The 24,543-nt window shown below is 66.6% G+C and carries 22 protein-coding genes and 1 tRNA gene; 10 read left to right on the forward strand and 13 right to left on the reverse strand.

Annotated elements, in window-relative coordinates:
- Positions 1–33 precede the first annotated feature (33 nt).
- From HZ989_RS04025 to HZ989_RS04035, 3 genes are all read right to left on the reverse strand, one after another.
- A complete protein-coding gene (locus HZ989_RS04025; protein ID WP_209322352.1) occupies positions 34–840 on the reverse strand; it encodes a methyltransferase domain-containing protein in 807 nt (268 codons plus the stop codon).
- Positions 841–1,062: 222 nt separating this feature from the next.
- Complete coding sequence (locus HZ989_RS04030) at positions 1,063–1,956, reverse strand: hypothetical protein (RefSeq protein WP_209322353.1); 894 nt, start codon at positions 1,954–1,956, stop codon at positions 1,063–1,065.
- Positions 1,957–1,965: 9 nt separating this feature from the next.
- Positions 1,966–3,801: a glycosyltransferase family 1 protein gene (locus tag HZ989_RS04035; protein WP_209322354.1), complete on the reverse strand. Its 1,836-nt coding sequence runs from the start codon at positions 3,799–3,801 to the stop codon at positions 1,966–1,968.
- A gap of 176 nt (positions 3,802–3,977) precedes the next feature.
- Here HZ989_RS04035 and HZ989_RS04040 point away from each other — a divergent pair, with 176 nt between their 5' ends.
- The gene (locus HZ989_RS04040) at positions 3,978–6,503 is read left to right on the forward strand and encodes a glycosyltransferase (RefSeq protein ID WP_209322355.1); all 2,526 of its coding nucleotides are present in this window, start codon (positions 3,978–3,980) and stop codon (positions 6,501–6,503) included.
- A gap of 69 nt (positions 6,504–6,572) precedes the next feature.
- On the opposite strand, the gene HZ989_RS04045 is transcribed toward HZ989_RS04040, so the two are convergent.
- Complete coding sequence (locus tag HZ989_RS04045; RefSeq protein ID WP_209322356.1) at positions 6,573–7,286, reverse strand: class I SAM-dependent methyltransferase; 714 nt, start codon at positions 7,284–7,286, stop codon at positions 6,573–6,575.
- A 149-nt stretch (positions 7,287–7,435) separates the two neighbouring features.
- Here HZ989_RS04045 and HZ989_RS04050 point away from each other — a divergent pair, with 149 nt between their 5' ends.
- The 7 genes from HZ989_RS04050 (at position 7,436) to HZ989_RS04080 (ending at position 15,071) form a co-directional block, all read left to right on the forward strand.
- Positions 7,436–9,016, forward strand: a complete 1,581-nt coding sequence (locus HZ989_RS04050; protein WP_209322357.1) for a methyltransferase regulatory domain-containing protein — start codon at positions 7,436–7,438, stop codon at positions 9,014–9,016.
- Between the two features lie 226 nt (positions 9,017–9,242).
- Positions 9,243–10,607, forward strand: coding sequence for a hypothetical protein (locus HZ989_RS04055; RefSeq protein WP_209322358.1), 1,365 nt, complete (start codon positions 9,243–9,245; stop codon positions 10,605–10,607).
- Between the two features lie 127 nt (positions 10,608–10,734).
- Entirely contained in the window at positions 10,735–10,995 is a 261-nt protein-coding gene (locus tag HZ989_RS04060) for a hypothetical protein (protein ID WP_209322359.1), read from the forward strand.
- Positions 10,996–11,030: 35 nt separating this feature from the next.
- Complete coding sequence (locus HZ989_RS04065; RefSeq protein ID WP_209322360.1) at positions 11,031–12,758, forward strand: GspE/PulE family protein; 1,728 nt, start codon at positions 11,031–11,033, stop codon at positions 12,756–12,758.
- 2 nt (positions 12,759–12,760) lie between these two features.
- Positions 12,761–13,438 carry a class I SAM-dependent methyltransferase gene (locus HZ989_RS04070; protein ID WP_209322361.1) on the forward strand — a complete coding sequence of 226 codons (678 nt, stop codon included), beginning with the start codon at positions 12,761–12,763 and terminating at the stop codon, positions 13,436–13,438.
- Positions 13,435–14,643 carry a type II secretion system F family protein gene (locus HZ989_RS04075; protein ID WP_209322362.1) on the forward strand — a complete coding sequence of 403 codons (1,209 nt, stop codon included), beginning with the start codon at positions 13,435–13,437 and terminating at the stop codon, positions 14,641–14,643. The genes HZ989_RS04070 and HZ989_RS04075 overlap by 4 nt, the downstream gene beginning before the upstream one ends.
- Positions 14,640–15,071: a type II secretion system protein J gene (locus HZ989_RS04080; protein ID WP_209322363.1), complete on the forward strand. Its 432-nt coding sequence runs from the start codon at positions 14,640–14,642 to the stop codon at positions 15,069–15,071. The genes HZ989_RS04075 and HZ989_RS04080 overlap by 4 nt, the downstream gene beginning before the upstream one ends.
- 59 nt (positions 15,072–15,130) lie before the next feature.
- Here HZ989_RS04080 and HZ989_RS04085 read toward each other — a convergent pair whose 3' ends face one another.
- From HZ989_RS04085 to HZ989_RS04120, 8 genes are all read right to left on the reverse strand, one after another.
- Entirely contained in the window at positions 15,131–15,946 is an 816-nt protein-coding gene (locus tag HZ989_RS04085) for a glutaminyl-peptide cyclotransferase (RefSeq protein WP_209322364.1), read from the reverse strand.
- A gap of 5 nt (positions 15,947–15,951) precedes the next feature.
- On the reverse strand, positions 15,952–16,782 hold the full coding sequence (locus HZ989_RS04090) for a TerC family protein (RefSeq protein ID WP_209322365.1): 831 nt from the start codon (positions 16,780–16,782) through the stop codon (positions 15,952–15,954).
- A 182-nt stretch (positions 16,783–16,964) separates the two neighbouring features.
- Positions 16,965–17,318: a 50S ribosomal protein L20 gene (rplT, locus tag HZ989_RS04095; RefSeq protein WP_209322366.1), complete on the reverse strand. Its 354-nt coding sequence runs from the start codon at positions 17,316–17,318 to the stop codon at positions 16,965–16,967.
- Between the two features lie 52 nt (positions 17,319–17,370).
- On the reverse strand, positions 17,371–17,568 hold the full coding sequence (rpmI, locus tag HZ989_RS04100) for a 50S ribosomal protein L35 (RefSeq protein WP_003166435.1): 198 nt from the start codon (positions 17,566–17,568) through the stop codon (positions 17,371–17,373).
- Positions 17,569–17,725: 157 nt separating this feature from the next.
- Positions 17,726–18,967 (reverse strand): MFS transporter, encoded by a 1,242-nt coding sequence (locus HZ989_RS04105; protein WP_209322367.1) that lies wholly within the window; start codon positions 18,965–18,967, stop codon positions 17,726–17,728.
- 53 nt (positions 18,968–19,020) lie between these two features.
- Complete coding sequence (locus tag HZ989_RS04110; protein WP_209322368.1) at positions 19,021–20,961, reverse strand: S9 family peptidase; 1,941 nt, start codon at positions 20,959–20,961, stop codon at positions 19,021–19,023.
- A gap of 100 nt (positions 20,962–21,061) precedes the next feature.
- Entirely contained in the window at positions 21,062–21,583 is a 522-nt protein-coding gene (gene infC, locus HZ989_RS04115) for a translation initiation factor IF-3 (protein ID WP_209322369.1), read from the reverse strand.
- A gap of 122 nt (positions 21,584–21,705) precedes the next feature.
- A complete protein-coding gene (locus HZ989_RS04120) occupies positions 21,706–22,662 on the reverse strand; it encodes a glycosyltransferase family 9 protein (protein ID WP_209322370.1) in 957 nt (318 codons plus the stop codon).
- A gap of 41 nt (positions 22,663–22,703) precedes the next feature.
- Here HZ989_RS04120 and HZ989_RS04125 point away from each other — a divergent pair, with 41 nt between their 5' ends.
- Positions 22,704–23,447, forward strand: coding sequence for an alpha/beta hydrolase (locus tag HZ989_RS04125; RefSeq protein WP_209322371.1), 744 nt, complete (start codon positions 22,704–22,706; stop codon positions 23,445–23,447).
- A gap of 150 nt (positions 23,448–23,597) precedes the next feature.
- The gene (locus tag HZ989_RS04130; protein ID WP_209322372.1) at positions 23,598–24,401 is read left to right on the forward strand and encodes a tryptophan 2,3-dioxygenase; all 804 of its coding nucleotides are present in this window, start codon (positions 23,598–23,600) and stop codon (positions 24,399–24,401) included.
- Between the two features lie 44 nt (positions 24,402–24,445).
- On the opposite strand, the gene HZ989_RS04135 is transcribed toward HZ989_RS04130, so the two are convergent.
- Positions 24,446–24,520, reverse strand: a tRNA-Val gene (locus tag HZ989_RS04135).
- Positions 24,521–24,543 lie beyond the last annotated feature (23 nt).

The raw sequence follows: 24,543 nt of genomic DNA on the forward strand, positions 1-24,543 counted from the left end.
CGCACTCGAGCCGCGTCCCGTCGATGGTGTCCGTCAGGCCTTTTGCACGACCAGAAGCATCGAGGTAGAGACATAACCGCCGAGCAGAAGCTTGATGTGACGCGAGCCGGGCTGAAAATAGGGCGGCTCATCGTAGTCGAGATCATAGGGGTGGACCCCCGCGTCGAAATCGACCGGCTCCAGGCCGCAGCGGCCCTTGCGAAGCATGTAGTCGAGGCGTTCGATATCCTGTCTGCGGTAGATGCAGTCGCCCGAGGTGACCGTTTCCATGTTCGAGCTGACGTTATACTCGGTCGTGTGAACGCCGATACCGCCCGGCTTCAGCAGTCGCGTGGCGTTGACGACGAAATTCAGACCGGCATCCAGGTCGCCGATGTGCTCCAGCGCGCAGGAACTCCAGACGAAATCCACGGATTCGCTTTCGAACTCATCGAGATGGTTCATGTCTGCCGGCTGGAATTTCACCAGATCCCGGAAACGCCTCTCGTCGACGATGCCGGGGTGATAGAGGGCGTCCAGATTAGCCGCATGCTGGCCAGTCTGGGCCCAGTCGCCGGTCGAGGCACCGACATGCAGGTCGGTGGCGAGGATATGCACGTCGCGGCTGGCGAAGGCCGAGGCCAGAGGCTCCTGGCCCACTGCAAAGCCCAGGCCCGACTTCCCGCGCGCGAGCATGCCGCGCGACGAGAGAGTCTCGAAGATCGCGCACCACTCCCACCATTTGCGGTAGCTGGCGTGAACGTCCGGAGACACTCCGGCAGGGATGCCCATGACGGCACCGGTGGTGCGGTACCAGTCGGTGTTGAAATGTTCGTAACGGCAAACCGTGGAACTCAGCATTCGTCCTCTACTCCCTACCCTCGCCGACCGACGGCCGTTCCGGGCTTAGTGCAATCGAAAGCGAAGCGGGAGGGGCTATCTGGCCGATCCAGGGGGTACCGACGATTGTCAGAAAGGTCAGATGTCGAACCGGGCGTGAGCTCCTGTCTGGAACCTTTTCGAAGACGTGCATCGACTCCCGGCGGCGAGCAGCGCCCGAGGAGGTCGATCCGGCCCAGCCGATCAGGCCTGGAACAGCCGGGGGTTCTTCCAGCCCTGGACGCCGTCGACGGTGACGATCGGCATCGGATGGGAAATGTCCAGGAAGGCGGGGCGCTCCATGTCCAGCTCCCAGCCCGCATCGATCATGAGGCCGAACAGCCGCCCTTCGATCTGGCGGCTGTGGGTGCCGATCAGGACATAGGCGAACTTGGCCGAGAGGATGTCGAGGCACGATGCGACCAGATCGACCTCGCCGCCCTGGATGTCGATGTGGAGAAGGTCCACGCGCGGGTGATCGCGCGAAATCTCCTCCAGCGAGATCATCGGCAGGGCGGTGTAGCGGCCCGTCGCCATCAGCTCTTGAGTACGGGCCTCATCGGCGTCCAGAACGGGTTCGAGGCCCCAGGACTCGCCCGCGGCTTCCTGAAGGGGAAACAGGGCGACGCCCGACCGTCCTGCGGCGATGCCGGTGACCAGGATCGATTCACTGTCGGCGAATCCGTTTTCGGCGAGGCCCGCCTGGGCGAAGGCAATGTGACCGGCGTCGCCCTCCACTCCGATGACGCGGACGGCCCGGCCTGTGCGGCGGGCGGCCACGCCCGTATTGAGCATCCAGCAGCCCCAGCCGCAGCCGAGTTCCATCATGGTGAAGGTCGGGCCGCTGAGATCCACAGCATGCAGGGCTGCGGCCCATTCCGCCAGATCCGCATGCCAGTTGTTGGGCATCGGCGCCGCTTCGATGAAGCCGTTCAGAGGTTCCAGGGCGGAGGGGAAGATCTGCGGGTCGATGGCGACGCCGAGGAAGTTCATGACGCGCCCGGGCTTTCGGCCGAATGGGGGCTGGTTCATTGCGTGGCGGGTCACGGTCTCGATCGCGTCGAACCGGGAGTGGTAGTGCCAGAAGCGGGTGCGCATGAGGTCCCTCTAGCTGGCCACGGGGCCCGACGGAGAGACTTGTGTCGCCGGACGAAAGGCCAGGGCCTCCAGGATCTCGGTTCGGGCCGCGAGATCCCCGACCGCGGCATAGCCGAGGCTGTACAGGCCGAGGCCCAGATCGCGTGTGTCGCCTGCGGGACGCGGGTAGTCGCCGATGATCTCGAGCGTGAGTCGGCACACGCCGTCCGTGCCGACATGCCCGCGTACCTGAAGCTGCGCTGTCGGAGGGGTCGATCCGAATGTCTGGAAGGCGTCAGGGCTGATCCCGATCGGCTTGAGTTCCGGCAAACCGGGGGCGGCGTCGAGCCCGATCTTCAGCGTGCACCCGGCCAGCAGGCCTGTGTTGAACAGGGTCAGGTAGACGGTGAGAGGCTCGCCCTGCGGAAGGCTCGTCTTGAAGACGAGCTCGCCCGACGGGCCTGTCATCCAGGCGCCGATGGTCTCGGGAATGGGGAAGGAATTGGCGATCAGGAAGCGGGTGGCCCGATCATCCTCGGCCCGATGGGGCGAAGGGGGGGCAAGCAGGTCCGATGGACGGTAGAGGACGCCCTGACGGAGGGTCGGCGTCTCGAGCTCGAGCGGCTCCGCTTTTCGCAATTCATCCACCTGGTCCATGAAATCTCCGGCCACATCGGCCCATGTGCGTGCGACGAAGTCTTCGACGATATGACGACGTCGTGCCGCCAGATAGACCTCATCGTCGATCAGGCGGCCGATCACCCGAACGCCATCCTGCAAATTGGTCGGGTCGAAATAGTCGACGAAATCCCCACCCACCTCGAGAATCGAGGCCACGCCCGAGGCGGCGCACATGGTGCGGGCGGCCAGGCTCTCGCCGACGGGTAGCCCCCAGCCCTCGGTGAACGAGCTGAACACGGTGAACCGGCTGCCAGCGTAAACCGCCTTCACATCGGCGTCTGACAGGCCGTGAGCCAGATGCACTCGCCCGTCGAGATAGTCCGTGCTTTCCAGCAGATCTGTCAGGCCACCGATGCGCCAGCCCTTGCGGCCGGCCAGAAGAAGGTCTGGAACCGTGCGACCCTCGTCGATCAGCTGGCGCCACAGGTTGACGACGTAGAGGTGGTTCTTGCGCCCCTCGATCGTCGAAACATAGGCCACATAGTCACGCCCCTTCAGCCGTTGCAGCCCGGTGGGCCATACCGGATCGATCCTGGGTCCGTCGTCCATGGCGTGAGCCAGGGGTACCGTCTGCACAGGCAGGGGACGGGGGCTGTGCTTTTCGAGGAAGCTGGAAAGCTCCCGGTTGGTGTGATCGGAAATGGTGAGGAAGAAGTCGGCAAGCAGGCTGAGATCGTTGAGGGCCGCGGTGAATGACCGTGTCAGGTAGGCATCGCAGAACTGCGGGTGGGTAATCGGGATCAGGTCGTAGATGTAGGCACCGATCCGCACACCTGCGCTCTTGATCTCGATGTAGCGGTCGATGGTGTTCTCGTTTCCCCAGAAGCTGCCCAGCAGGATGACCGTGCTGCCCGGAGGTGGAACGACCTGGCGGCTTTCGGCCTCGCACCGGCCCAGCGCCGCGTCGAGGCCCGCGCGGTCGACGGCGGCTCCGCTGACATAGGTGATCATGTCGACGAGCGGTTCGGCCGGGATTTCCCGGAATCCCCGCTCCTGTCCGGCCGCCAGAATGAACCGGACGCCGGCCCGCCCCTGTTTGACCAGGCTTATGACGACATTCGCCTGCACCCGCTGAATGCCCGACAGGGTCGTGTGGAAGCGCAGGAAGGATACAAGGTCCGCGACCGAGATGAAGAGGTCGGTCGATCGCGAGACGGGCTTGGAGCGGGGGCGGGCCGGTTTCATCAGGTGTCTCGACTCGACAGGGGGATCGCTCCGCCCTCAGGCACGATCAGCCGGACGATCCATAGCCGCTGACCGAAAACAGGCAAGGCGGCTTTGCCTGAAGGGCCGGAGAAAGCTGCTATCGACGAGGCGTGAGGGTGCCGCTAGGGTTCACGCAGTCCAATGCCGAGCACCGCATGAGCCTGCCTCTCGCCTCTGGCGCCGATCGGCCGGCCAGTCCGAACGACGTCGTCCAGCTGTATCGCTTCGTGCTCGATCGCGAGCCCGAATCCGAGGTCGTGATCGAGAAGGCGCTCGGCTTCGCGCGAGCGGAGTTGGCCGCCGCCTTCCTGGCCACTGCCGAGTTCAAAGAACGTGTCCTGCAAACGGCCGATCAGGGGCGGGACATCTGGGGTGCCTCGCCGGGCCCGACGGCCAAACAGCTCGACTGGGCCTGCAAGGCCCTGCCTCTGACGGCCGGGGGGATCGCAGCGCTGAGGGCCTGGGGCGATTCCTGGCCGGGGGCCTATTTCGCAGTCCTTTCTGATCCGTCGTGCAGCCCCTCCGTCCGCCCGACCGAGCGCGCACTCCACCATCTCAAGGCCCTGGCCTCAGTCCATGGTGCCGTGGAGCGGATCGATGCCACCCTGGTCGTCGGATGGGCGATGGCGCGGGGGGCGGAGGCGAACACGGGGCCCGTACTGGTCGAGGTTTACGGCGACGGCGTCTTCATGGCCGCAGGGCGGGCGGATCGGTTCCGTCGCAATATTCAGGATCAGTTCGGCGGCGACGGTCTGGTGGGCTTCGAGATTCCCCTTCCGCGGCGAGGCGGGCAAATTCGTCCTTTGCGGATCGAGGTTCGAGCCGCGCCTCAGGGACGGGTACTGGGCCGAGGAGAAATCCATGCAGTGCCCGCGGCGGCTGAGGGTCTGTCGGCGTTGAAGCAGGAGATCGCAGCGGTTCGAGCCACTCTGGAGCGGCTTGAACGCCTGCTGCCGACTGTCGTCTCCGGTATGGGGAGGTCGCTGGCGGACTACAGCGACTATTTCGAAGACTGGTATCGCCGACCTGTCGTGATCCGGGGATGCGGGGCGGGGTTCACCATCCTGCTGGATGGCGTCGGGCGCTCGGCCAGGGCTCTTTTCTGGGCCGCCGACGCCATTGAGGCGCAGATGACCGCCAGCGACCGACTGGTCCTGATCGTCGATCCGGGGCTGGCGGCTTCTGCGGAGGACATCGCCGCGAGAAGCCGTGGACGAGGAAAGTCCAACGTCGTCGTCGATGTCAGCACGTCGCGTGATCCCGGAGTGCGGGTCAACAAGGCGCGCAGAAGCCAGTCCGGGACGCCCTTCATTCTGCTGACCGATTCCGATGTCGTCCTGTCCGGCCGGGCGCTGGCAGAGTTTGCGTCGGCCTTCGCCCGATCGGACGAGGTGCAGGCGCTGTATGCCGATGAGGATACCTTCGATCCGGAAGATGGCCGTGAAAGGCCATCCCAAAGGCATTTCGCCCCGATCCTCAGGCCGGGGTTCGACCTCGATCTGCTGCGACAGCTCCCCTTCGTCGGCACGGTGCTGGCCTTCCGGTCCGGTGCGCTCGATGCGGCCGGGTTGCTGAAGGGCGGCGGGGGCCTTCACGGCTGCGAGGCGCTGCTGCGCATCGGCACCGCCCCCGGTGCGGTCGGCCATGTCGCCTCGGTCCTGGGCACGCGTTCGGGTCAGGCTGTGAACGACGGGGACGGAACCATCTGGGCGCGCTGCGTGGCGCGAGACCTGGCGGAGCAGGCTCCCCAGGCGACGGTTCAGCCCCATGTCGACGCCCTGGGCGCGACTGTGCCAGGTGCCGTCCGCGTGCGCTTCCCGGCTGGAGAGGTCCGTGTCTCGGTCATCATCCCGACGCGCGACCGGCTGGACCTGCTCAAGCCCTGCCTCGACAGTATTCTTGCGCACCGATCCGCCAACCGCTGCGCGCTCGAGCTGATCGTGATCGACCATGAGAGTTGCGAGCCCGGGACACGGGCCTATCTGGACCCGCTCGCCGCTGCGGGCGACATTTCGATTCTGCCGTTCAAGGGGGCGTTCAACTGGGCCCTGATGAACAATCTGGCGGCGGACAGGGCGACGGGAGACGTCCTGATCTTCCTCAACAATGATACGGTCGTGCTTAGTCCGGACTGGCTCGACGAGCTGGCGTCACAGGCGCTGCGGCCCGAAGTCGGCGTTGTCGGAGCCCGCCTGATCTATGCCGACGGGACGATCCAGCACGCCGGTTTCGTGTCGCGCGGGCACGCGCCCGACTTCCTGATCCATGATGGTGTCGGGGTGCCGGGATCGGACGGCGGCTATCTGGGGCGACACGCCCTGCTGCATGCCAGCCCGGTGGTCACCGGCGCCTGCATGGCGATCCGCGCGCCGCTGTTCCGGTCGCTGGGCGGCTTCGATTCGGCGAATTTTCCGCTGGAGGGCAACGACGCCGACCTCTGCTACCGCGTTCGCGCCGAGGGTCTGTCGGTCCTTTATGACCCCTATGCGACGCTCTATCATCTGGAGTCGAAGACTCGCGGGTTCAGCGTCTCGGGTGAGGACCGCACGGCGTCCCTGGCCGCCCAGGCCCTGCTGCGTGAACGATGGGGCGACCGGTTCGGCGAGGACCCGGGGTTCAACGCCCATTTCGACCGCACGGGCCGCCCGTTCGAACGGCTGCGGCCGCCGCCCGGCGATTGACCGTCCGGGGGACGGGGACGGAGACGAAACCCGCCGACGGCGGCGTGTCCCGGCTGCCCCCTCCCGGACTCACCGCGCCAGAGGCTGGAGCGCGAGCGAGGCGAGGAAGGCCGCATCCGGCAACTCGGCCTCGGAGTGGGCCAGAACGTACCAGCTCAGGCCCGGATGCCACCACGGGCAGGCGCGGATGGCCAGGCCGGCCTCGGCCGCGATCCGCGCGATCCGCTCGGGGCGGAAGGTGACGCATTCCGGATAGACCCAGTCGGCGGTGTCGGGGTCGAACTGGGGCTGTTCCTCCCCGACCATCCAGTTGACGACGATCAGGCCGCCGGGGGCGAGGCTGGCCTTGAACGACTGCAGGGCGCGCCGCGACGCATCCTCGCCGGTGTGCGAGAAGATGGACTGGGCGATGATATAGTCGAACTGGGTCCCGAACACGTCGGTCCGGTATTCGGTGTTGTGATCGAAGCGCGGGGCCTTCAGCTGGCGGGCGTCCTCGCCCAGCTCGCGGGAAAAGCCGTCGGCGACCAGCCAGGCCTCGGGCTCGATGCCGAAATAGCGGCCCTCCAGCAGATAGGGGATGGCCATCCGCCCGAGGCGCAGCGAGCCGCAGCCGAAATCGAGCAGACGGTGGGTCTCGCGCAGCCCCAGCAGATACAGCAGGGCGAACTGCTGGGCGCCGATCAGGTCGTAGCGGTAGGTCGGGCCGACGAAGGCGCGATAGTGGCCGTCTCCGGGTGCCAGGGCGGCGGCCTGTTCGACGGTGAAGTCCCTGACGCTCATTCGAAGTCTCCTGCCAGGCGTTGGCGACGCCGATGTCGCTTTGCCCGCTCTCTGTGGCACCCGGGCGTTCGGCTCAAGCCTATTTTCATCGGCGGCGCGAGCCTTTAACGACGGTCGCGAACCTAATGCACTGCCCCGGGGGTTATCGCGTGTCGGACTGGACTTCAGGCTACGTCGCGGACGTGGAGTATACGACCGGCTACTTCAGTGAACTGAACCCCGTGCGGGTGCCGATTGGTCTTCTCAACGCCGGCTATGCGCCGCCGAAGGTCCGGAATGCTTGCGAGCTCGGCTTCGGACAGGGCCTGTCGATCGCCATGCACGCGGCGGCCCAGCCCCACGTCAATTGGTACGGCGACGACTTCAATCCCGACCACGTCCTGTTCGCCCGCTGGCTGAACGAGTCCGCCGGGGCCAGCGCCGATCTGACCGACGAGAGCTTCGAACAGTTCTGCAGCCGCGACGACCTGCCGATGTTCGATTCCATCGGCCTGCACGGTGTCTGGACCTGGGTCTCGCCGAAGAACCGCGACATCATCATCGATTTCATCAATCGCAAGCTGAACGTCGGTGGCGTGGTCTACTGCAGTTATAATGTCATGCCCGGCTGGTCATCGGCCGCGCCGCTGCGCGAGCTGATGATGCTCCATTCGCGGATGACCGCCGGCAAGGGCCTGGGTTCGGCCGAGCGGATGGATGCCGCCCTGAACTTCATCGGAGAGATGTTCGACCGGGACCCGCTCTATCAGGCGGCCATTCCCGAGGCGAAGGCCAAGTTCGAGCAGATGAAAACCATGCCGCGCGGCTACCTCAGCCACGAATACATGAACGCCAACTGGGACCTGATGTATTTCAGCGACATCGCGGACATGCTCGGCGCGGCCAAGCTGCAGTTCGCCTGCAGCGCCTCGTACCAGGAGGCGGTCGAGGAGATCCAGCTGACGGAGCACCAGCGCGCCTGGCTTTCCGGGTTCGACAATGAACCGTTTCGCGAGACGATGCGGGATTTCTGCAGGAATACCCAGTTCCGCAAGGACTACTGGATCAAGGGTGGACGACAGATTCCCCAGGCTGAACAGGTCGAACGGATTCGCGACCTGCGCGTGGTGCTGATGAATGTGCGCGCGAACATCCCCAGGACCGTCGGGAGCGTGGTCGGGGAAGTGACCCTCGTGCCCGAGATCTACGATCCGATCCTGGACTTCCTCGCCGACAACAGGCCGCACGCCTTCCGCGATATCGAGATCGCGGTTCACGGCCGGAACATTCACTTTGCCCAGGTCCTGCAGGCGATCATGATGCTGAGTGGAGGCGGGCACGTCGGCTTCGCCCAGTCGGAGGCCGAAACCGCGGCCGCCCGCGTCCAGACCCGCAGGCTGAACGCGGTTCTGCTCGACAGGGTCGAGCAACAGGACGGGATCGCCTATCTGGCCTCGCCCGTGACCGGGGGGGCCATCGCTCTCTCACGCATCGACCAGCTGTTCCTCAAATACTGGATGTCCGGCCTTCAGGAGTCCGACCAGTGGGCCGAGAAGGTCTGGCAGGTGCTGGAGGCCGCAGGGCAACGGGCCCTTGAGGACGGCAAGCCGGTCGAGACGCCGGAAGAAAACCTGCGCGTTATCAGCGAGGCGGCCCGGAAGTTTCAGGCCACGCTCTTGCCGGTCTTTCAGGGCCTGGAGATCGGCATTCGCGAAAAGGCGTCTACGGTTGGGCGAAAAGGCGGCAGGTAGTTCGCCAAGCAGGCGTTGAAGCACTGTGACAATCCTGCCAAGCACCGCAAAACTTTCACATTAAAGCCAAGGCTGGCGCAACGAAGTCCGGTTGACGGAATGCGTAGACCCGGTCTAGGAAGGCCTTGCCTAGGAATGCCCATGACAGTCTTCGGCGGTCATGTGCTCTAAATAACCGCCGTGGCATGGACTAACCCAGTTTAACAATTCCCCAGGGGGACCTCGAATGAAGAAGCAAACTCTCCTCGGCGCAATCGCGCTGACTACGCTCGCTGTCGGCGCTGCCGGCACCGCCAACGCCCAGCAGTACACGGTCGTCTCGACGAAAGTCGGCGCATCCACCGTTTCCGCCGCTGCTACCGTGGCCTCTGAAGTCGCGCTGACCGCCACGACCTCCAAGGGCTCCATCGGCCTGGCCGTCACGCCTTCGGCTTCGGCCATCCTGCCGGGCGGCAACTCGGTCCTGTCCTTCACCCTGACCGGCGGCCACACCTTCGGCACCGCCCTGACCCCGGGTGCCATCGTCGCCAACGGTGCCTGCGCCCCGACTACCACGATCTCGTCGGGCGGCCTGGCCACGGACAGCACGGTCTCCTTCCTGCTCTCGGGCCTGGGCGGCTGCACCAACGCCGTGCCGATCACCGCTCTGATCCCGGCTCAACTGGCCAGCACCACCACGGCCCTGGGCGTATCCACCACGTTCAAGACCGAACTCGGCACCTCGATCGACGGCGGCTCTGCTTCGCTGGCCAACGTCGTCAAGTTCGCTCCGGCCTTCAAGGTCACGACGACCGCTGACACCGTGACGACCGCCGCCACCCTGGCCTCGGGCTTCAAGTCCCTGACCGCTGACGTCGCGCTCGGCACTGTCGTCGTCGCCGTCACCGCCAACTCCAAGGGCATCGACGACGTGACCAAGGTCGCCGCCAACGGCGACGTGACCAAGGCCGACTTCAAGTTCGTCGGCAACCAGACTGCCAAGACGGTCACGCTGAAGTATGACGCCACGGCCATCCCGACCACGGGCCTGCTGTCCGTCAACAACCCGGTCGGCAACGCCGGTGCCATCACCGCCGTCTTCGGTGCCAACGACCCGATCCCGGCCTCGACCTACACCGTCGACACCACCCTGACCGTGGCCGCCGGCTTCACGGCTCCGGCCGCCACCGGTGCCCAGTCGCTGCAGTCGATCACGCGTGAAGGCACCACCTACCTGATCCCGTGGGTATCGTCGGGCACGCTGGCCGGCACGTCGGGCAACTCGACCGTCATCCGTATCGCCAACATCGGTTCGGCTGCCTCGGGTGCCATCTCCGCCGAACTGCTGACCAGCTCGACGGGCACCGCTGCCTCGACCTCGCTGGTGCCGCTGGCGTCCAGCATCCCTGTCGGCGGCGAACTGGTCATCACCGGCCAGTCGTTGCAGACCGCCATCGGCTCCAACTTCGGCCGCGGCGACATCCGCATCACCGCCGAAGCTCAACCGGCCACGCTGATCACGCGTCGCTTCATCCAGAACGTCGCCAGCAGCGCGCTGACCGAAGTCTCGCTGGGCCGCTCCGCCACCGGCGGCACCGAGCCGGTCAACTAAACCTCGTTTCTTCGAGGAAGCCTGGGGAAGGGGAGGACTTCGGTCCTCCCCTTTTTCTTTGGCGCAAAGCCCCGTATCAGGGACGCCAGACATACAACCGCATGAACTTTCGGGGACGAACCGCCAGATGGCCGTACACAAGGACAAGACTCTGAGCGGACCGGTTGATCTGGACGCCGGTGTGTTCGAAAACATCGTCTTCGAGAACGCCCAGCTGTTCTATTCCGGCGGAACCCCGCCCCAGTTCGTGAACTGCGCCTTCAACACGGTCGCCTTCGAACTGAGAGGTCCGGCCCACCGCACCCTGGGCTTCCTCCGCTCCATGGCCCCCGAAGAGACCGGTATGCGCGAGGTCTTCTACGGCCTGGTTCCCGAGATCAAACCCTGAGCGACACGGTCGTCATCCCGCGCCTGGGCCCGGGCGTGGCGCGTGTTCGCCTCGGCGAACTGCTGATCGCGCGCGGCCTGGTCCGCGCGTCCGACGTCCAGAACGCCCTGGCCATCCAGGCCTCGAATGGCGAGCCCATCGGCCTGAACCTGGTTCGCCTGGGTGCCCTGTCCGAGGTTCAGCTGCTGGAGGTTCTGTCCGAACAGCTCGGCCTGCCGGTCCTGCACGCGGCCGAAGGCCCGTCCCCGGACGATATCCTCACCTTCCTGGCCGAGCTCGGCTCGCCGCTCGACTGGTGGGCCGCCCGCAACGCCGTGGCCTGGCGCGAGGCCGGCCCCGCCGCCCCGGAGGGCACGGCCCCCGTGCCCGGCCGGATCCTGTGCGCCGCCCTGCAGCCGCTCGATTCCGGCCTGACCGAGCGGATCGCCCAGGCGACGGGCGATCCCGTCGACATGCTTCTGGTGCCGCGCGCCCTGCTCGACGCCCTGCTGGCCGACCTGACCGACCAGACCGCCGCGCCCGTGGACCTGACGGCCGGCCCCGGAGCCGATGCCACCCGCCTGCGTGAACTGGCCCAGGAGGCCCCGGTCATCGACTTCGTCAACGGGGTTTTCGCCGAGGCCCTGAGCCGCCGCGCCTCCGACGTCCACGTCGAGCCCTATGAGGATCGTTTCCTCGTCCGTATGCGGATAGACGGCGTGCTGCACAACGCCCGCTCGGCGCCGCGCGCCAATTTCGACGCGGTGGCGTCGCGTATCAAACTGCTCTCCGGCATGGACATCGGCGAGCGCCGCCTGCCGCAGGACGGTCGCCAGTCGATCCGCGTCTCGGGTCAGGAGGTCGACCTGCGGGTCTCGAGCCTGCCCTGCTCCTGGGGCGAATCCCTGGTCTTGCGCCTGCTGGGCAAGACCAGCCGCCTGCCGCTCCTGTCCGAACTCGGCGTCGGGGCGGAGCAGGAGGCCAGCCTGCTGTCGCTGTCCGAACAGCCGAACGGCATGCTGCTGATCACCGGCCCGACCGGCTCTGGCAAGACCACGACCATCTATCGCCTGCTGACCCATCTGAACGACGGCGAGCGCAAGATCATCACCGTCGAGGATCCGGTGGAACTGGACCTGCCGGGCGTCATCCAGGTCCGGGTCCGCGCCGAAATCGGGCTGACGTTTGCCGCCGGCCTGCGCTCGATCCTGCGCCAGGATCCCGACGTGATCATGGTCGGCGAGATCCGGGACCCCGAGACCGCACGAATCGCCGTCCAGGCCGCCCTGACCGGACACCTGGTGATCTCGACGGTCCACACCAATACGGCCCTGGCCGCCGTTCCACGTCTGCTCGATCTCGGGATCGAGGACTATCTGCTGGCGGATGTGTTGCGCGGCGTGGCCGGCCAGCGCCTGGTGCGTCGCCTGTGCGCGGCCTGCAACGTCCCGTCGACCCCTGAGGAGGCGGCGGTGCACGAGGCGGCCCTGCCCGCCGTCGTGAAGGCCAGGCTGAAGGGCGAACCGGCCAACTGGCGCGAACCGCGCGGCTGCCCGAAATGCGGCCAGACGGGGTTCCGCGGACGCGTCGGTCTGTACGAAGTCGCGCCCGCGACCCAGAAGATGACCTCGGGCCTGCGCAAGCGCGCCGACGAGGACGCCCTGACCGCCATCGCGCGCGAGGACGGGTTCCTCAGCTTTGCGGAAGACGGGTTCATCAAGGCGCGGCGCGGCGAGACGACCCTGGCGGAAGTGTATCGCGTGGCCCGGGCGGGCGAGGACTGACCATGGCCAGCAACGTCTACGAAGACCCGACGATCGTCGCGGGCGAGATCGCCGCCGGACGTCACCGGGAACTGATCGGCGGCCTGTGGGACGAAATGGGCCCGCATCAGATGGAATTCCTCAAGGCCCGGGGGCTTGAACCGCACCACCGTCTGCTCGATGTCGGCTGCGGGGCCCTCCGGCTGGGTGCCCTGGCGATCCCGTATCTGGATGCCGGACGCTATTTCGGCTCCGACATCAGCGAGAGCCTGATGCGGGCAGGCTATGATCTCGAGCTCGACCCCCAGGGTCGGGACAAGACGCCGTGGGGCCACTTCAGGGCCAGCGCCGACTTCGATTTTCCGACACCGGACGGGCCGTTCGACTACGCGATCGCCCAGTCGGTCTTCACCCATCTGCCGCTGAATCACCTGCGTCGCTGTCTGGCGCAACTGGCATCGAAGATGGCGCCCGGCGGTCGGTTCTTCGTCACGTATTTCGAGTGCCGCCCGGATCAGAACCTGTTCGAGACCCTGTTGCAGCCGGGCGGGGTGGTGCGCACACGCGACACGATCGACCCGTTCCATTACCGCCTCGATGACCTGGCCTGGGCGATCGCCGGGTCGCCCTGGGAATTTGAGCCGATCGGCGACTGGGGGCATCCGCGTGGCCAGATGATCTGTGCATACCGACGCCGATGAGCGAGCAACCGTCCTATGTGTATCGCGGCATGACCCGCGACGGGACCGCCAGCCGCGGCACGCTGAGCGCTCCTGACAAGCGGACGGCCATGCGTCGCCTGGCCGGCGAAGGCTTGATCATCACCGATATCCGCGAAGCGCCGGCCGCCAAACCGGCCGGCAAGGACCGGGGCCTGAAACAGACCGAGCGGGTGCTGGTCCTGCGCCAGCTCGCCCTGATGCTGGAGGCCGGTGTCTCCCTCCTGGAGGCGCTCGACACGGTCGCTCAGGGCATGACGGCTCGCAAGGGCCAGGCCCAGTTTCAGGCGATGATCGGAGCCTTGCGTCGGGGCGAGAACCTCGGCGAGGCCTTCGAGACCCATGCGCCGGGCTTTCCCTTCTATGTCTATGCGATGGCGCGGGTCGGCGAGGCGTCAGGCCGTATCGCTGCCGTGCTGAAGGACGCGGCAGAACAGATGGCCTATGAGGACCGCCTGCGGAAGGATTTCCAGAACGCCCTGACCTATCCGGCCTTCCTGCTCAGTGCCGGCGTCCTGGCTGTGGCCTTCATCTTCACCCAGGTCGTGCCCCGCTTCGGGGCCATGATCGGCGAAGACCGAACGAATGTGCCCGCCCTGTCCCGCTGGGTGCTCGACACCGGAGAGTTCGCCAACACCCATCTGCCCGTCGTGGGCATCGGCCTGGCGGCGCTGGCCGCGCTGATCTTCGTGATCGCCACCAACCCCGGCGTCCGGGGGCAAGCCTATTCCATCGCCCACGGTCTGCCGGTGATCGGCCCGGTGTTGCAGTCGCGTGAGATCGCGTCCTGGGCACGGCTGACCGCCTTTGCCTTGAACAACAACGTGCCCATCCTGTCGGCGGCCGCCCTTTCCCGCGCGGCGGTGCCGACCGGGCCGTTTCGTGCCGGGCTGGACCGGCTGGAAGGCGATCTGCGCGCGGGCATTACGCTCGAAAACTCGCTGGCGGCGCATACCAATCTGGAAGCGATGGATCTCAGCATGATCCGCGCAGGTCAGAAGTCCGGCGCGGTCGGCCCCATGTTCGGGTTCATGGCCGACAACTACGAGGCGCGCCTGCGCGACCGGATGAAACAGATGACGGCCCTGCTCGAGCCTTTGGCCATCGCGATGATCTCCCTCGTGGTCGGGGTGGTGGCCCTCTCGCTCGTGCTCGCCCTCTCCAGCGTCTACGAAGGCGTGGTGTGAAACAGCATCGCCAGAGGTCGGGCTTCACCTTGATCGAGGCGCTGGTGGCGCTGGCGATCGCGGCCATGACCATGACCGCCATCTTCCAGCTTCAGGTTCAGATGGCGCGGGGACAGCGACGCGCCCAGGCCGTGCTCCAGCAGGTGACAACCCAGGAAAATGCTCTGGCCCTGGTTCGCGACATCAACTTCATGGAACGGCCCAGCGGACAGTTCGTCGTGCCGGGCGAAGAGGTGATCCGCTGGAGTGCGGAGCCCAGGGGTGCCGCCAGACGGAACGTCTCTGCCGGCAGCGCCGGGCGTTATGAGGTGCAGCTTTACGAAGTCACGGTCCGGATCGAACGCCCGGGCGGCCGGAGCCCGCCGGATATGGTCATCGAGCGGGTCGGATGGCGGCGTCTGGATACCTCCGAGACGGTGCTCTTCTAGGGCATGATTCACGCACTCGGCTGGACCCACCACAGGGGCCCACCTCAAACGATCATGCCCTAGCTCCTGGGGACCAGACGAATCTCGAACAGCCTGGGCCAGTTCTTGCCGGTGACGAACAGTCGCCGACCGGCCGCGTCCCAGGCGATGCCGTTCAGGACGTCGTCGTTCGGATCATTGACGGGGTCGGGCAGGATGCCGGTCAGATCGATGACGCCCCTGACCACGCCGGTGGCCGGGTCGATGCGCAGGATGAAGTTGGTCTGCCAGACATTGGCGAAGACTTCGCCGTCGATGTACTCCAGCTCGTTCAGCTTGCGCACCGGGCGGCCGCGGTAGGTGACCGGGACCATGCCGGTCTGGGTCAGGGTCTCGGGGTCGAAGAAGCGCAGGCTGGCCGAGCCGTCCGACAGGATGATGCGGGTCGCGTCGCGGGTCAGGCCCCAGCCCTCTCCCTCATAGGACCAGGTGCCAGCGGGATCGAGGTCGTCGGCGTCCCAGATGAAGCCATGGCCGCCCTGCCAGGTCAGGGTCAGGATGCGGTCGGCCCAGTCGGTCAGGCCCTCTCCGAAATGCTCGAGCGGCAGGTCCTTCCTCGTCAGCACGATGCCGTCCTCCAGCCGCACGCGGCGGACGCTGGAGGGGTGGCGGCCCGTACTCTCGATCAGGACGCCGTCCCGATAGATCAGCCCCTGGGTGAAGGCTGTCGGATCGTGCGGATAGGTGTTGACGACCTCATAGCCATAGACCGGCGGGGCGGGCGGCTGGGGCGCGGCCTGCGTCGCGGGCGCGGGCGCAGTCTGGGCCACGGCGGCCGGGGCGGCTGCGAGGACCACAAGCCCGATCAGGGCCGACGTCAGCGACACGGCGCGCATCTTTATCATCCGTTCGGATCGGCGGCGGCGCGAGCCTCGGCGGCCCGGGCTTCGGCCTCGGCCCGGTCGGCCACTCCACGCGCGTGGAGGGCCTGGTCCTTCTTCGATGTCGCCGCTCGACCCAGCATGTTCAGCGCCTCCACCCCGGCCGAGAAGGCCATGGCGGCATAGATGTAGCCCTTGGGCACATGGACCCCGAAGCCGTCCGCGATCAGGACCAGACCGATCATCAGCAGGAAGCCCAGGGCCAGCATCACCACGGTCGGGTTCTTGGCGATGAAATTGGCCAGGGGATCGGCGGCCAGCAGCATGACGGTCACGGCGGCCAGCACGGCCACGACCATGATCGGCAGGTGCTCGGTCATGCCGACGGCCGTCAGGATGGAATCGATCGAGAACACCAGGTCCAGGATGATGATCTGGACGATCGCGGACCCGGCGTTGGAGATCATCACGTCCTTCTTGTCGAGGACGTCATGCGAGGGCGTGGGATCGACCGTGTGGTGGATTTCCTTGGTCGCCTTCCAGATCAGGAAAAGCCCGCCCGCGATCAGGATCAGATCCTTCCACGAGAACTCATTGCCCATGACCGAGAAGACCGGCTGAACCAGCCCGACCAGCCAGGCGATGATCGAGAGCAGCCCCAGCCGCATGAGGAGGGCCAGGGCGATGCCGATGCGCCGCACCCTCTGGCGGTCTTTCTCGGGCAGCTTGTTCGACAGGATCGAGATGAAGATCAGATTGTCGATCCCCAGCACCACCTCCATCACAACGAGCGTGACCAGGGCGGCCCAGGCGGCGGGGTCGCTCAGCAGGGGGGTGATGGAATCGAGCATCGAGGAGTCCGGAAACAGTGAAGGGGTGCGGCGTTTCGACCCGTATAGCGTATCCCGCACGCGCGGGTACCCCCGGGGCGACTGCGACACATTCGTAGGGACCCCAGGGTCCAGGGCCGTAATGCAAAGGCCTCCCGGCGCGAACCGGGAGGCCTTTCCTCGTCCGGCGAACCGGAAGGACCCTACTTCAGCGCGTCGCGCACCTTGGCGGCGATGTCGGCGAAGCCTGTGCCGTCCATGGCGATCGCGGCCAGGACCTTGCGGTCCAGCTCGATCCCGGCCCTGGACAGGCCGTGCATGAACTGGCTGTAGGTGAAGCCTTCCTGACGGGCGGCGGCATTGATGCGCTGGATCCACAGGGCGCGGAAGTTGCGCTTGTTGATGCGGCGGTCGCGATAGGCGTACTGCCCGGCGCGGTCAACGGCGGCCTTGGCCGTGCGGATGGTGTTCTTGCGGCGACCCGAAAAGCCCTTGGCCTGTTCGAGAACCTTCTTGTGTCTGGCGTGTGAAACGACGCCGCGTTTGACGCGAGCCATGATTTATTCCTTCAAATTCTTTGCGATGAGATCCGTCCGGTGCGCGCGCCGATCAGGCGTACGGCATGTAGGACTTGATCTTTTTGGCGTCGGCATCGGCCATGACCGAGGTGCCGCGGTTCTGGCGGATGTATTTGGAGTTATGGCTGATCAAGCGGTGACGCTTGCCCGCAACCCCGGCCTTGACCTTGCCTGTCGCGGTGAATTTGAAGCGCTTCTTGGCGCCTGACTTGGTCTTCAATTTGGGCATTTCAGTTCCTTCTTATGGGGCTACCGTCCTTCGGACTGCTTGAGCCCGACGCTGGATCCCCCGGATTTAAGAACCGCCCAGGCATGCCTGTGAGCCCGGCGGTTCGTTACGCGAAGGCGCGGCTAGTAGCGGAACCGGCGCGACAGGGCAAGCGGAGTCACCCGGCCGGCAGCGGAACCGTCGATTGCCGTGCCACCGCCCGGCCGGCATTGACCGCCATCAGCGCCGCCGGGATCATCAGGGCGGCTCCCACGGCCAGGGGCCAGTCGTGGCCGAGGCCGGAGAACATGGCGCCCGCCACCACCGGTCCGAACATCCGCCCTGACGAACTGGCCGCCATGTTCAGCCCTAGCATGGCCCCCTGACGGTCGGGGGGCGTGGCACGCGAGATCATGGCGGAGATGTTGGGCATGGTCATGGCCATGCCGAAGGCCCCCACGCTCATCGCCACCGGCACGGCCCAGCCGACCGGGGCCAGCATCTGGCCCAGAAGCCCACAGCCGAACAACAGACAGCCGACCGCCAGCATCCGGCTTTCGCCGAACCGCTGCGACAGCCGCCCCGTGACTGCCGACTGGCAGATCACCGACACGATGCCGACCGCCATGAAGGAAAAGGCTACCTCGCGCGCGCCCCAGCCGAAGCGCGCGCCCGTGAACAGACCGAAGGTCGATTCCATGCCCGAGAACCCGGCCATATAGATCAATGTGACCAGGATCACCCGCGACACCACCGGATTGGCGGCCGCGTCCCTGACGCCGCCGAGGAAGGGGGCCCGGGCCGGTGCAGGGCCGTCACGCCGGACGAGGCTCTCCTTCAGCAGGAACAGGACCCCCAGCGCCGCCAGGATCGCCAGTCCGCAGGCGGCGAAGATCGGCAGCTGATAGCCCAGCCGGCCCAGGTCCTCGCGCACCAGAACGCCGCTCAGGCCCGGCCCGGCGATGAAGCCGGCCCCGAAGGCCGCCCCGATCAGCCCCATGCGACCCGCGCGCTTCTCGGGCGGAGTGACGTCGGCGACATAGCCCTGGACCGTCGAGACATTGCCGGCCCCCAGGCCGGTGAACAGCCGGATGCCGATGGCGACCCAGATGTTGGGGGCGAAGGCCAGCATCAGATAGCCGACCGCATTGGCCGCGACCGTGATCAAAAGCACCGGCTTGCGCCCGATCCGGTCCGACAACCGGCCCCAGAACGGCTCGGCGAAGAACTGCCCCACCGAATAGGCCGAGAACATCAGCGCGACCTGCCAGGGCGCGGCCTTCAGGCTCTCGCCGAAGAACGGCAGCAACGGCACGACCAGGCCGAACCCGACCAGATTGATGAAGACGATGGCGAACAGCACCGCCAGGGCGCGCCGGTCGCTGTGGTCGGTCGGTGCCGGGGCCGGTGACTGGATCATAATGTCTTCTAGTCCGGCGCGGCCGGGACCGCGAGAGCCCGCGACGACGCGGTTCAGTCCGGCGGATTGTAGCGTTGAAGGAAGGCGACGGTCTGCGTCAGCATCTGGCTGCGGGTCTCCTCGCCGGACAGCCAGTGGTCTTCGCCCGGAAGCTCCACCAGATCGAACGCCTTGCCCGCGCGCCGCAGGGCCGAAGCCATTGTGCTGGTCTGGCTGAAGGGCACCACAGTGTCGTCGCGGCCATGGATCAGCAGGATCGGAATCTCGACCCGGTCCGCCAGCCGTGCGGGCGACAGGGCGTCCAGCGAGGCGTCCGTGCTGCGTTCGGTGCCCATGAACCGGTTCCAGTATCGGTTGGTCCCGTTGTTGCGGCTCCCATTCCGGTCAGCCGTCCAGCGCAGCATATCCCGCAGGTCGGACACGCCTGCGACCGACACCGCGCAGCGATAGACCCCGACATCCAGGGTTGCCCCGGCCAGGGCCGCATAGCCGCCGTAGCTGGCACCGACGATACAGACCCGTGAGGGATCGATCATCCCCTGGTCCGCCAGCCAGCGGACACCGTCGGACAGATCGGTCTGCATCTTCCGGCCCCATTCACCGAAACCGGCCTCCAGATGGGCCTGGCCGAGCTCCGAGGAGCCCCGGAAATTCGCCTGCAACACGGCATAGCCCCGCGAGGCCAGCGCCTGCGCCCACCAGTCGAACTCCAGATAGTCCCTGGCGGCGGGGCCTCCATGCGGTAGCACGATCAACGGCAGGTTTTCGGGCTCGGTCACGCCCGGCGGCAGGCTCAGATAACCCGGGATCTCCAGCCCGTCGGCCGCCGAATAGGTGATCGCGCGAATCTCGCCCACCCGATCGTTGGTGACGAGGGGATAGGCCTCACCCAGGAGGCTGCCGGTCGCCCGATCCAGATCGACGAAGAAGTAACGGCCGGAATCCTGCGATCCCGAGGTGAAGACGACGGCCTGGCGCATGTCGTGGCTCCACGACCGCAGTCGGGGACGATAACCCTCGAAGGCTGCGAGGATGGATCGCCAGGCCCGACCCGCCGCCGGATCGATGAATGCATAGCGTTCGCCATCGGCGTCATCGAACCGGGCTCCGATCAGCCGACCTGTCTGCGGATGGTAGATCAGTTCGTCGGGATTTCCGTCGAAGGGCATGGGACGCCAGTTCCCGTTGAGGCCAATCAGCTTCCAGGCCGGATCTGAACCGTCTTCGGACGGCGCAAGGACGGTCAGGCTGTCTCCGTCCGGCCCGATGCCGTCGACCGTCGGCGTATCGATCAGGGCCGTGATTGACCAGATCGAGCGCCAGGACCCCGGACCCGGCCTGGTCTGCAGCGCCCAGGCACCGTCACGCTCATTATAGGTCACCCGGGCCAGACGCTGGCCGTCGCGGTCCAGAACATAGCCCGTCGTTTCTCGCGAGCCCCCCTCCAGCCGGCGCACGGCCATGGTTGTCGGGTCCAGAGCCAGCAGGTCTGGTTCGTAGCTTACGTCGTTGATCGCTTCGAACACCACGGTCGGCTTGCCGTCCATCTGGACGACCTCGATCGAGAAACTGGCTTCAAAGGCGTTGGGCACACGATCGAAGATCGAACGAAGCCGGCCCGTCTGCAGGGCGTAGATCTGTCCGGAGACGGCCTCGATATCCACGCCGCTCGGCCAGCGCTGGGTCGAGGATGTGACGATGAGCACATGCTCATCGTCCACCCAGACAAGGTCGCGCACCTTCACATCACCGATCCGGGCACCGCCGAGCAGACCGGCATCGGGCAGGCTCTGGATCAGGACGAAGCGTTCATCGCCTTCTGTCTTGACGACCGCCAGCCTGTCGCCAGAGCCAGACAACTGCGCCCGCTCGAAGGCGGGAAGCCGGCCATAGGCCTCGATCGGGGCCGGCTCGGGCCCCGCACGGGATTGCGCCTGTGCCACGCCATGAACGCACAGCAGGCACAGTGCCGCCACCCAGCCGATACGCGACATACAGACTCTCCGGCCACAATCCCGGCGCAACCATAACAGGCTCCCGGGGGTCGGACAGGCCCCCCGATCAGGAAGGCGATCGCCTCAGCCGGGATCGGGGCTACTTCGGCGCCAGGATCATGATCATCTGGCGGCCCTCCATGCGGGGCGCATATTCGACCTTGGCGATCTCGTCGAAGTCGGCCTGGACCTTGTTCAGCAGCTTCATGCCCAGTTCGGGGTGGGCCATTTCGCGGCCGCGGAAGCGCAGGGTCACCTTGACCTTGTCGCCCTCGTCGAAGAAGCGGTGCATGGCCTTGGCCTTCACCTCATAGTCGTGGGTATCGATATTGGGGCGGAGCTTGATCTCTTTCAGCTCGACGACCTTCTGGCGCTTGCGGGCCTCGGCCTTCTTCTTCTGCTCCTGGAAGCGGAACTTGCCGTAATCGAGGATCTTGGCGACGGGCGGCTCCGACGTCGAGACGATCTGAACCAGATCCATGCCCGCCTCCTCGGCGGCCTCCAGCGCGGCGGAGGTCGGCATCACCCCCTGCTTCTCGCCGTTCTGATCGATCAGCAGAACGCGCGGTGCGCGGATGTCCTGGTTCATAGGGGGGCCGTCCTTGGTGGGCGGCTGGTTCATCGGACGGCGAATGAGCGTCGTTTCCTTGTGTTTCTGAAAGCGCAATAATGTCGCAGGGGGCAGCGCACGGCATACCGCCGCGTTCCCTCACAAAGCGTATATGCCCGTGAAACGGCCGTTCTTCAAGGCGTGACGGGGGGCGGGTCGCCGATCCAGCGGTCATGCAGCGCGATCACGGCCTCGAAGACACGCTGGGTCGTCAGGGCCTCGATGGGTGCGAACTCGCCCCGGTTCGGGTTGGAGGCGGCGATGGCGGTGCGCGGGCCGCGCGGGCCGTACAGCCACCATTCGGTCGGGCCGAACAGACCCAGGGTCGGTTTCCCCGCTGCGGCGGCCACATGCATCAGGCCGGAATCGTTGCCGACGAACAGGGCGGCCCGGTCGATGGCCGCGGCGGAACACAGGATGTCGCCCTGGCCTACGCAGTCGATGCCGCGCGGTCCGGCCGCCTCCAGCGCCGGGGTCGCGGGCGGCCGGTCGCCGGGTCCGCCCACAGGCATGAACCGCCAGCCCTCGAAGCGCGGCTCGGCCTTCAACCTCTCGACCAGCTCGCCCCAGCGGTCGGCGGGCCAGCTCTTGCCCGGCTGATGGGCGATAGGCGCCAGGGCGATGATCGGGCCGGGCGCCGTCTCCAGCTGCGGGTCGATCACGGCCGCCGCCTCGGTTCGCGCACGATCATCGATGAACAGCTCCGGCTCCAGCGGCCGGTCGGATCCCATCAGGCGCGAGACCATCTCCACCTTGGGCAGTCCCGTCTCCCAGCGGCGGTTGTAGATCACCCGCCGGTCAGCCCGGACCAGATAGGCCAGGGCCGAGCCGCGAATGTCGATCACCAGGGCCCAGCGGGTGCCGACGACCTGTCGCCACAGCTCCAGCCAGTGTCCGGCGGCCTTCTTCTTGTCCAGCACGATAACCCGCTCCACCCCCGGCGCCGAGCGGAAGAAGGGCGCGGGCGGGCGGCCACAGGCGACGGTGATCCCGGCCCCCGGCACCTGACGCGCAATCTCTCGCAGGATCCCCGACGAGATCACGCAGTCGCCGATGCGGTTGGAGGTGACGAACAGGACCTTGTTGCTCATGAAGGGGTCATATCGTCCTCCGTCACGAAGCGCGAGCCGCCATGATCCAGACCCTGACCCGCCCCGACGGCGAGACCCTGGCCTTCAAACGGGTCGAGGGGACCGGCCCGACCGTCCTCTGGATCGGCGGCTTCCGCTCCGACATGGAGGGCACCAAGGCGCTGGCTCTGGACGTCGCCGCCCGCGAGCGGGGCTGGGCCTTCGTCCGCTACGACCATTTTGCGCACGGGCAGTCCTCGGGCGACTGGCGTCAGGCGACCATCGGGCGCTGGCGCGAGGATGCGATCGGCCTGATCGACAGTATCGACGGCCCGGTTCTCCCGGTCGGCTCGTCGATGGGGGGCTGGGTCAGCCTGCTCGCCGCCCTGGCCCGGCCCGAGCGGATGGCAGGGCTGGTGCTGGTCAATCCGGCCCAGGATTTCACCGAGAGCCTGATGTGGCCGTCCCTGCCCGATCACGTCCGCCAGACCATCCTGCGCGACGGCGAGGCGACGATCGTGGAACCGGGGCTGGGCGAATACGTCCTGACGGCGCGGATGTTCGAGGAGGCGCGCGACTGGCTGCTGCTGGACGGGCCTATCGCCATCACGGCTCCGGTCCATGTCCTGCAGGGCCGCGCCGACGACACCGTGCCCTGGACCCATGCGATGAAGCTGGCGGAGCGGTTGACCGGCGGCGACGTGCGTCTGGACCTGATCGAGGGCGGCGACCACCGTCTATCGACCCCTCGCGACCTGGACCGCCTGATCGCGGCTGTCGAGGCGATGCGTCAGCCCCGGGTATGAGCGCTCAACAGGGTGTCCAACCGGTCCAGGCCGGGGACGCTGGAGTTGCAGACGTCAGACACGCCCCCGGGAGACGGTCCGAATGAACGTGCATGTTCGCCCCGTTCTCATGGGTTGAGGTCGAGGCTCCAGGAGCCGATACAGCGGCGCATGAGCGACACGCCCCCCGCCGACATGACCTATGCGCGCTATCTGGACCTGGACCGGCTGCTGTCGGCCCAGACCCCTCTCAGCGACCAGCACGACGAGATGCTGTTCGTCGTCATTCACCAGGCCAAGGAGCTCTGGCTCAAGCAGATCCTGCACGAGGTCGCCCTGGCCAAGACCCTGGTGCGCTCGGGCGACCTGGTTCCGGCCTACAAGAGCCTGGCCCGGGTCAGCCGCATCCAGGCCGTGATGACCCAGAGCTGGGACATTCTGGCGACCATGACGCCGGCCGACTATCTGATGTTCCGGGGCGTGCTGGGGTCCAGTTCCGGCTTTCAGAGCGACCAGTTCCGGCGTCTGGAGACCATGCTGGGCCTGAAGGATCCCAAATTCCTGGTGTTCCAGGAAGACCGGCCCGAGGCGCACGCCGCCCTGTCGGCCGCCCTGGCCGCGCCCAGTCTCTATGACGACGCCCTGTCGCAACTGGCAGCGGCGGGCATGGGCGTGCCCGAGGCCGTCCTGAACCGCGACGTCAGCCAGCGCTATGTGCCCGACGAGGCCGTCGAGGCCGCCTGGCTGGAGGTCTATCGCGACACCGGTCGATGGTGGGAACTGTACCAGCTGGCCGAGAAGCTGGTCGATCTGGACGACGCCCTGGTCACCTGGCGGCACAAGCATGTGGTGACGGTGGAGCGCATCATCGGACGCCGTCGAGGCACGGGTGGCACCGACGGTGTCGGCTATCTGTCATCGACGCTGGAGCGGCGTTGCTTCCCGGAGCTGTGGTCGTTGCGCACCCGGCTCTGACAACCCTGCGGGCGGTCGGGCGGCTCAGTCTGCAGGAAAGGGAATGGTGGACGCGACAGGGATTGAACCTGTGACCCCCTCGATGTCAACGAGGTGCTCTCCCGCTGAGCTACGCATCCGCCAAGACGGTTCCGGACAGGTC

The sequence above is a fragment of the Brevundimonas sp. AJA228-03 genome, assembly GCF_017795885.1.
In the GTDB taxonomy this organism is placed as follows: domain Bacteria; phylum Pseudomonadota; class Alphaproteobacteria; order Caulobacterales; family Caulobacteraceae; genus Brevundimonas.

Excerpts from the sequence above, each read along its gene's own strand:
- HZ989_RS04040 (WP_209322355.1), top strand. The coding sequence starts at position 3,978 with ATGAGCCTGCCTCTCGCCTCTGGCGCCGATCGGCCGGCCAGTCCGAAC.
- HZ989_RS04110 (WP_209322368.1), bottom strand. The coding sequence starts at position 20,961 with ATGTCGCGTATCGGCTGGGTGGCGGCACTGTGCCTGCTGTGCGTTCAT.
- HZ989_RS04125 (WP_209322371.1), top strand. The coding sequence starts at position 22,704 with ATGATCCAGACCCTGACCCGCCCCGACGGCGAGACCCTGGCCTTCAAA.
- HZ989_RS04045 (WP_209322356.1), bottom strand. The coding sequence starts at position 7,286 with ATGAGCGTCAGGGACTTCACCGTCGAACAGGCCGCCGCCCTGGCACCC.
- HZ989_RS04130 (WP_209322372.1), top strand. The coding sequence starts at position 23,598 with ATGAGCGACACGCCCCCCGCCGACATGACCTATGCGCGCTATCTGGAC.
- HZ989_RS04070 (WP_209322361.1), top strand. The coding sequence starts at position 12,761 with ATGGCCAGCAACGTCTACGAAGACCCGACGATCGTCGCGGGCGAGATC.
- rplT (WP_209322366.1), bottom strand. The coding sequence starts at position 17,318 with ATGGCTCGCGTCAAACGCGGCGTCGTTTCACACGCCAGACACAAGAAG.
- HZ989_RS04075 (WP_209322362.1), top strand. The coding sequence starts at position 13,435 with ATGAGCGAGCAACCGTCCTATGTGTATCGCGGCATGACCCGCGACGGG.
- HZ989_RS04085 (WP_209322364.1), bottom strand. The coding sequence starts at position 15,946 with ATGCGCGCCGTGTCGCTGACGTCGGCCCTGATCGGGCTTGTGGTCCTC.
- HZ989_RS04030 (WP_209322353.1), bottom strand. The coding sequence starts at position 1,956 with ATGCGCACCCGCTTCTGGCACTACCACTCCCGGTTCGACGCGATCGAG.
- HZ989_RS04120 (WP_209322370.1), bottom strand. The coding sequence starts at position 22,662 with ATGAGCAACAAGGTCCTGTTCGTCACCTCCAACCGCATCGGCGACTGC.
- HZ989_RS04105 (WP_209322367.1), bottom strand. The coding sequence starts at position 18,967 with ATGATCCAGTCACCGGCCCCGGCACCGACCGACCACAGCGACCGGCGC.
- rpmI (WP_003166435.1), bottom strand. The coding sequence starts at position 17,568 with ATGCCCAAATTGAAGACCAAGTCAGGCGCCAAGAAGCGCTTCAAATTC.
- HZ989_RS04090 (WP_209322365.1), bottom strand. The coding sequence starts at position 16,782 with ATGCTCGATTCCATCACCCCCCTGCTGAGCGACCCCGCCGCCTGGGCC.
- HZ989_RS04060 (WP_209322359.1), top strand. The coding sequence starts at position 10,735 with ATGGCCGTACACAAGGACAAGACTCTGAGCGGACCGGTTGATCTGGAC.
- HZ989_RS04055 (WP_209322358.1), top strand. The coding sequence starts at position 9,243 with ATGAAGAAGCAAACTCTCCTCGGCGCAATCGCGCTGACTACGCTCGCT.
- HZ989_RS04025 (WP_209322352.1), bottom strand. The coding sequence starts at position 840 with ATGCTGAGTTCCACGGTTTGCCGTTACGAACATTTCAACACCGACTGG.
- HZ989_RS04035 (WP_209322354.1), bottom strand. The coding sequence starts at position 3,801 with ATGAAACCGGCCCGCCCCCGCTCCAAGCCCGTCTCGCGATCGACCGAC.
- infC (WP_209322369.1), bottom strand. The coding sequence starts at position 21,583 with ATGAACCAGCCGCCCACCAAGGACGGCCCCCCTATGAACCAGGACATC.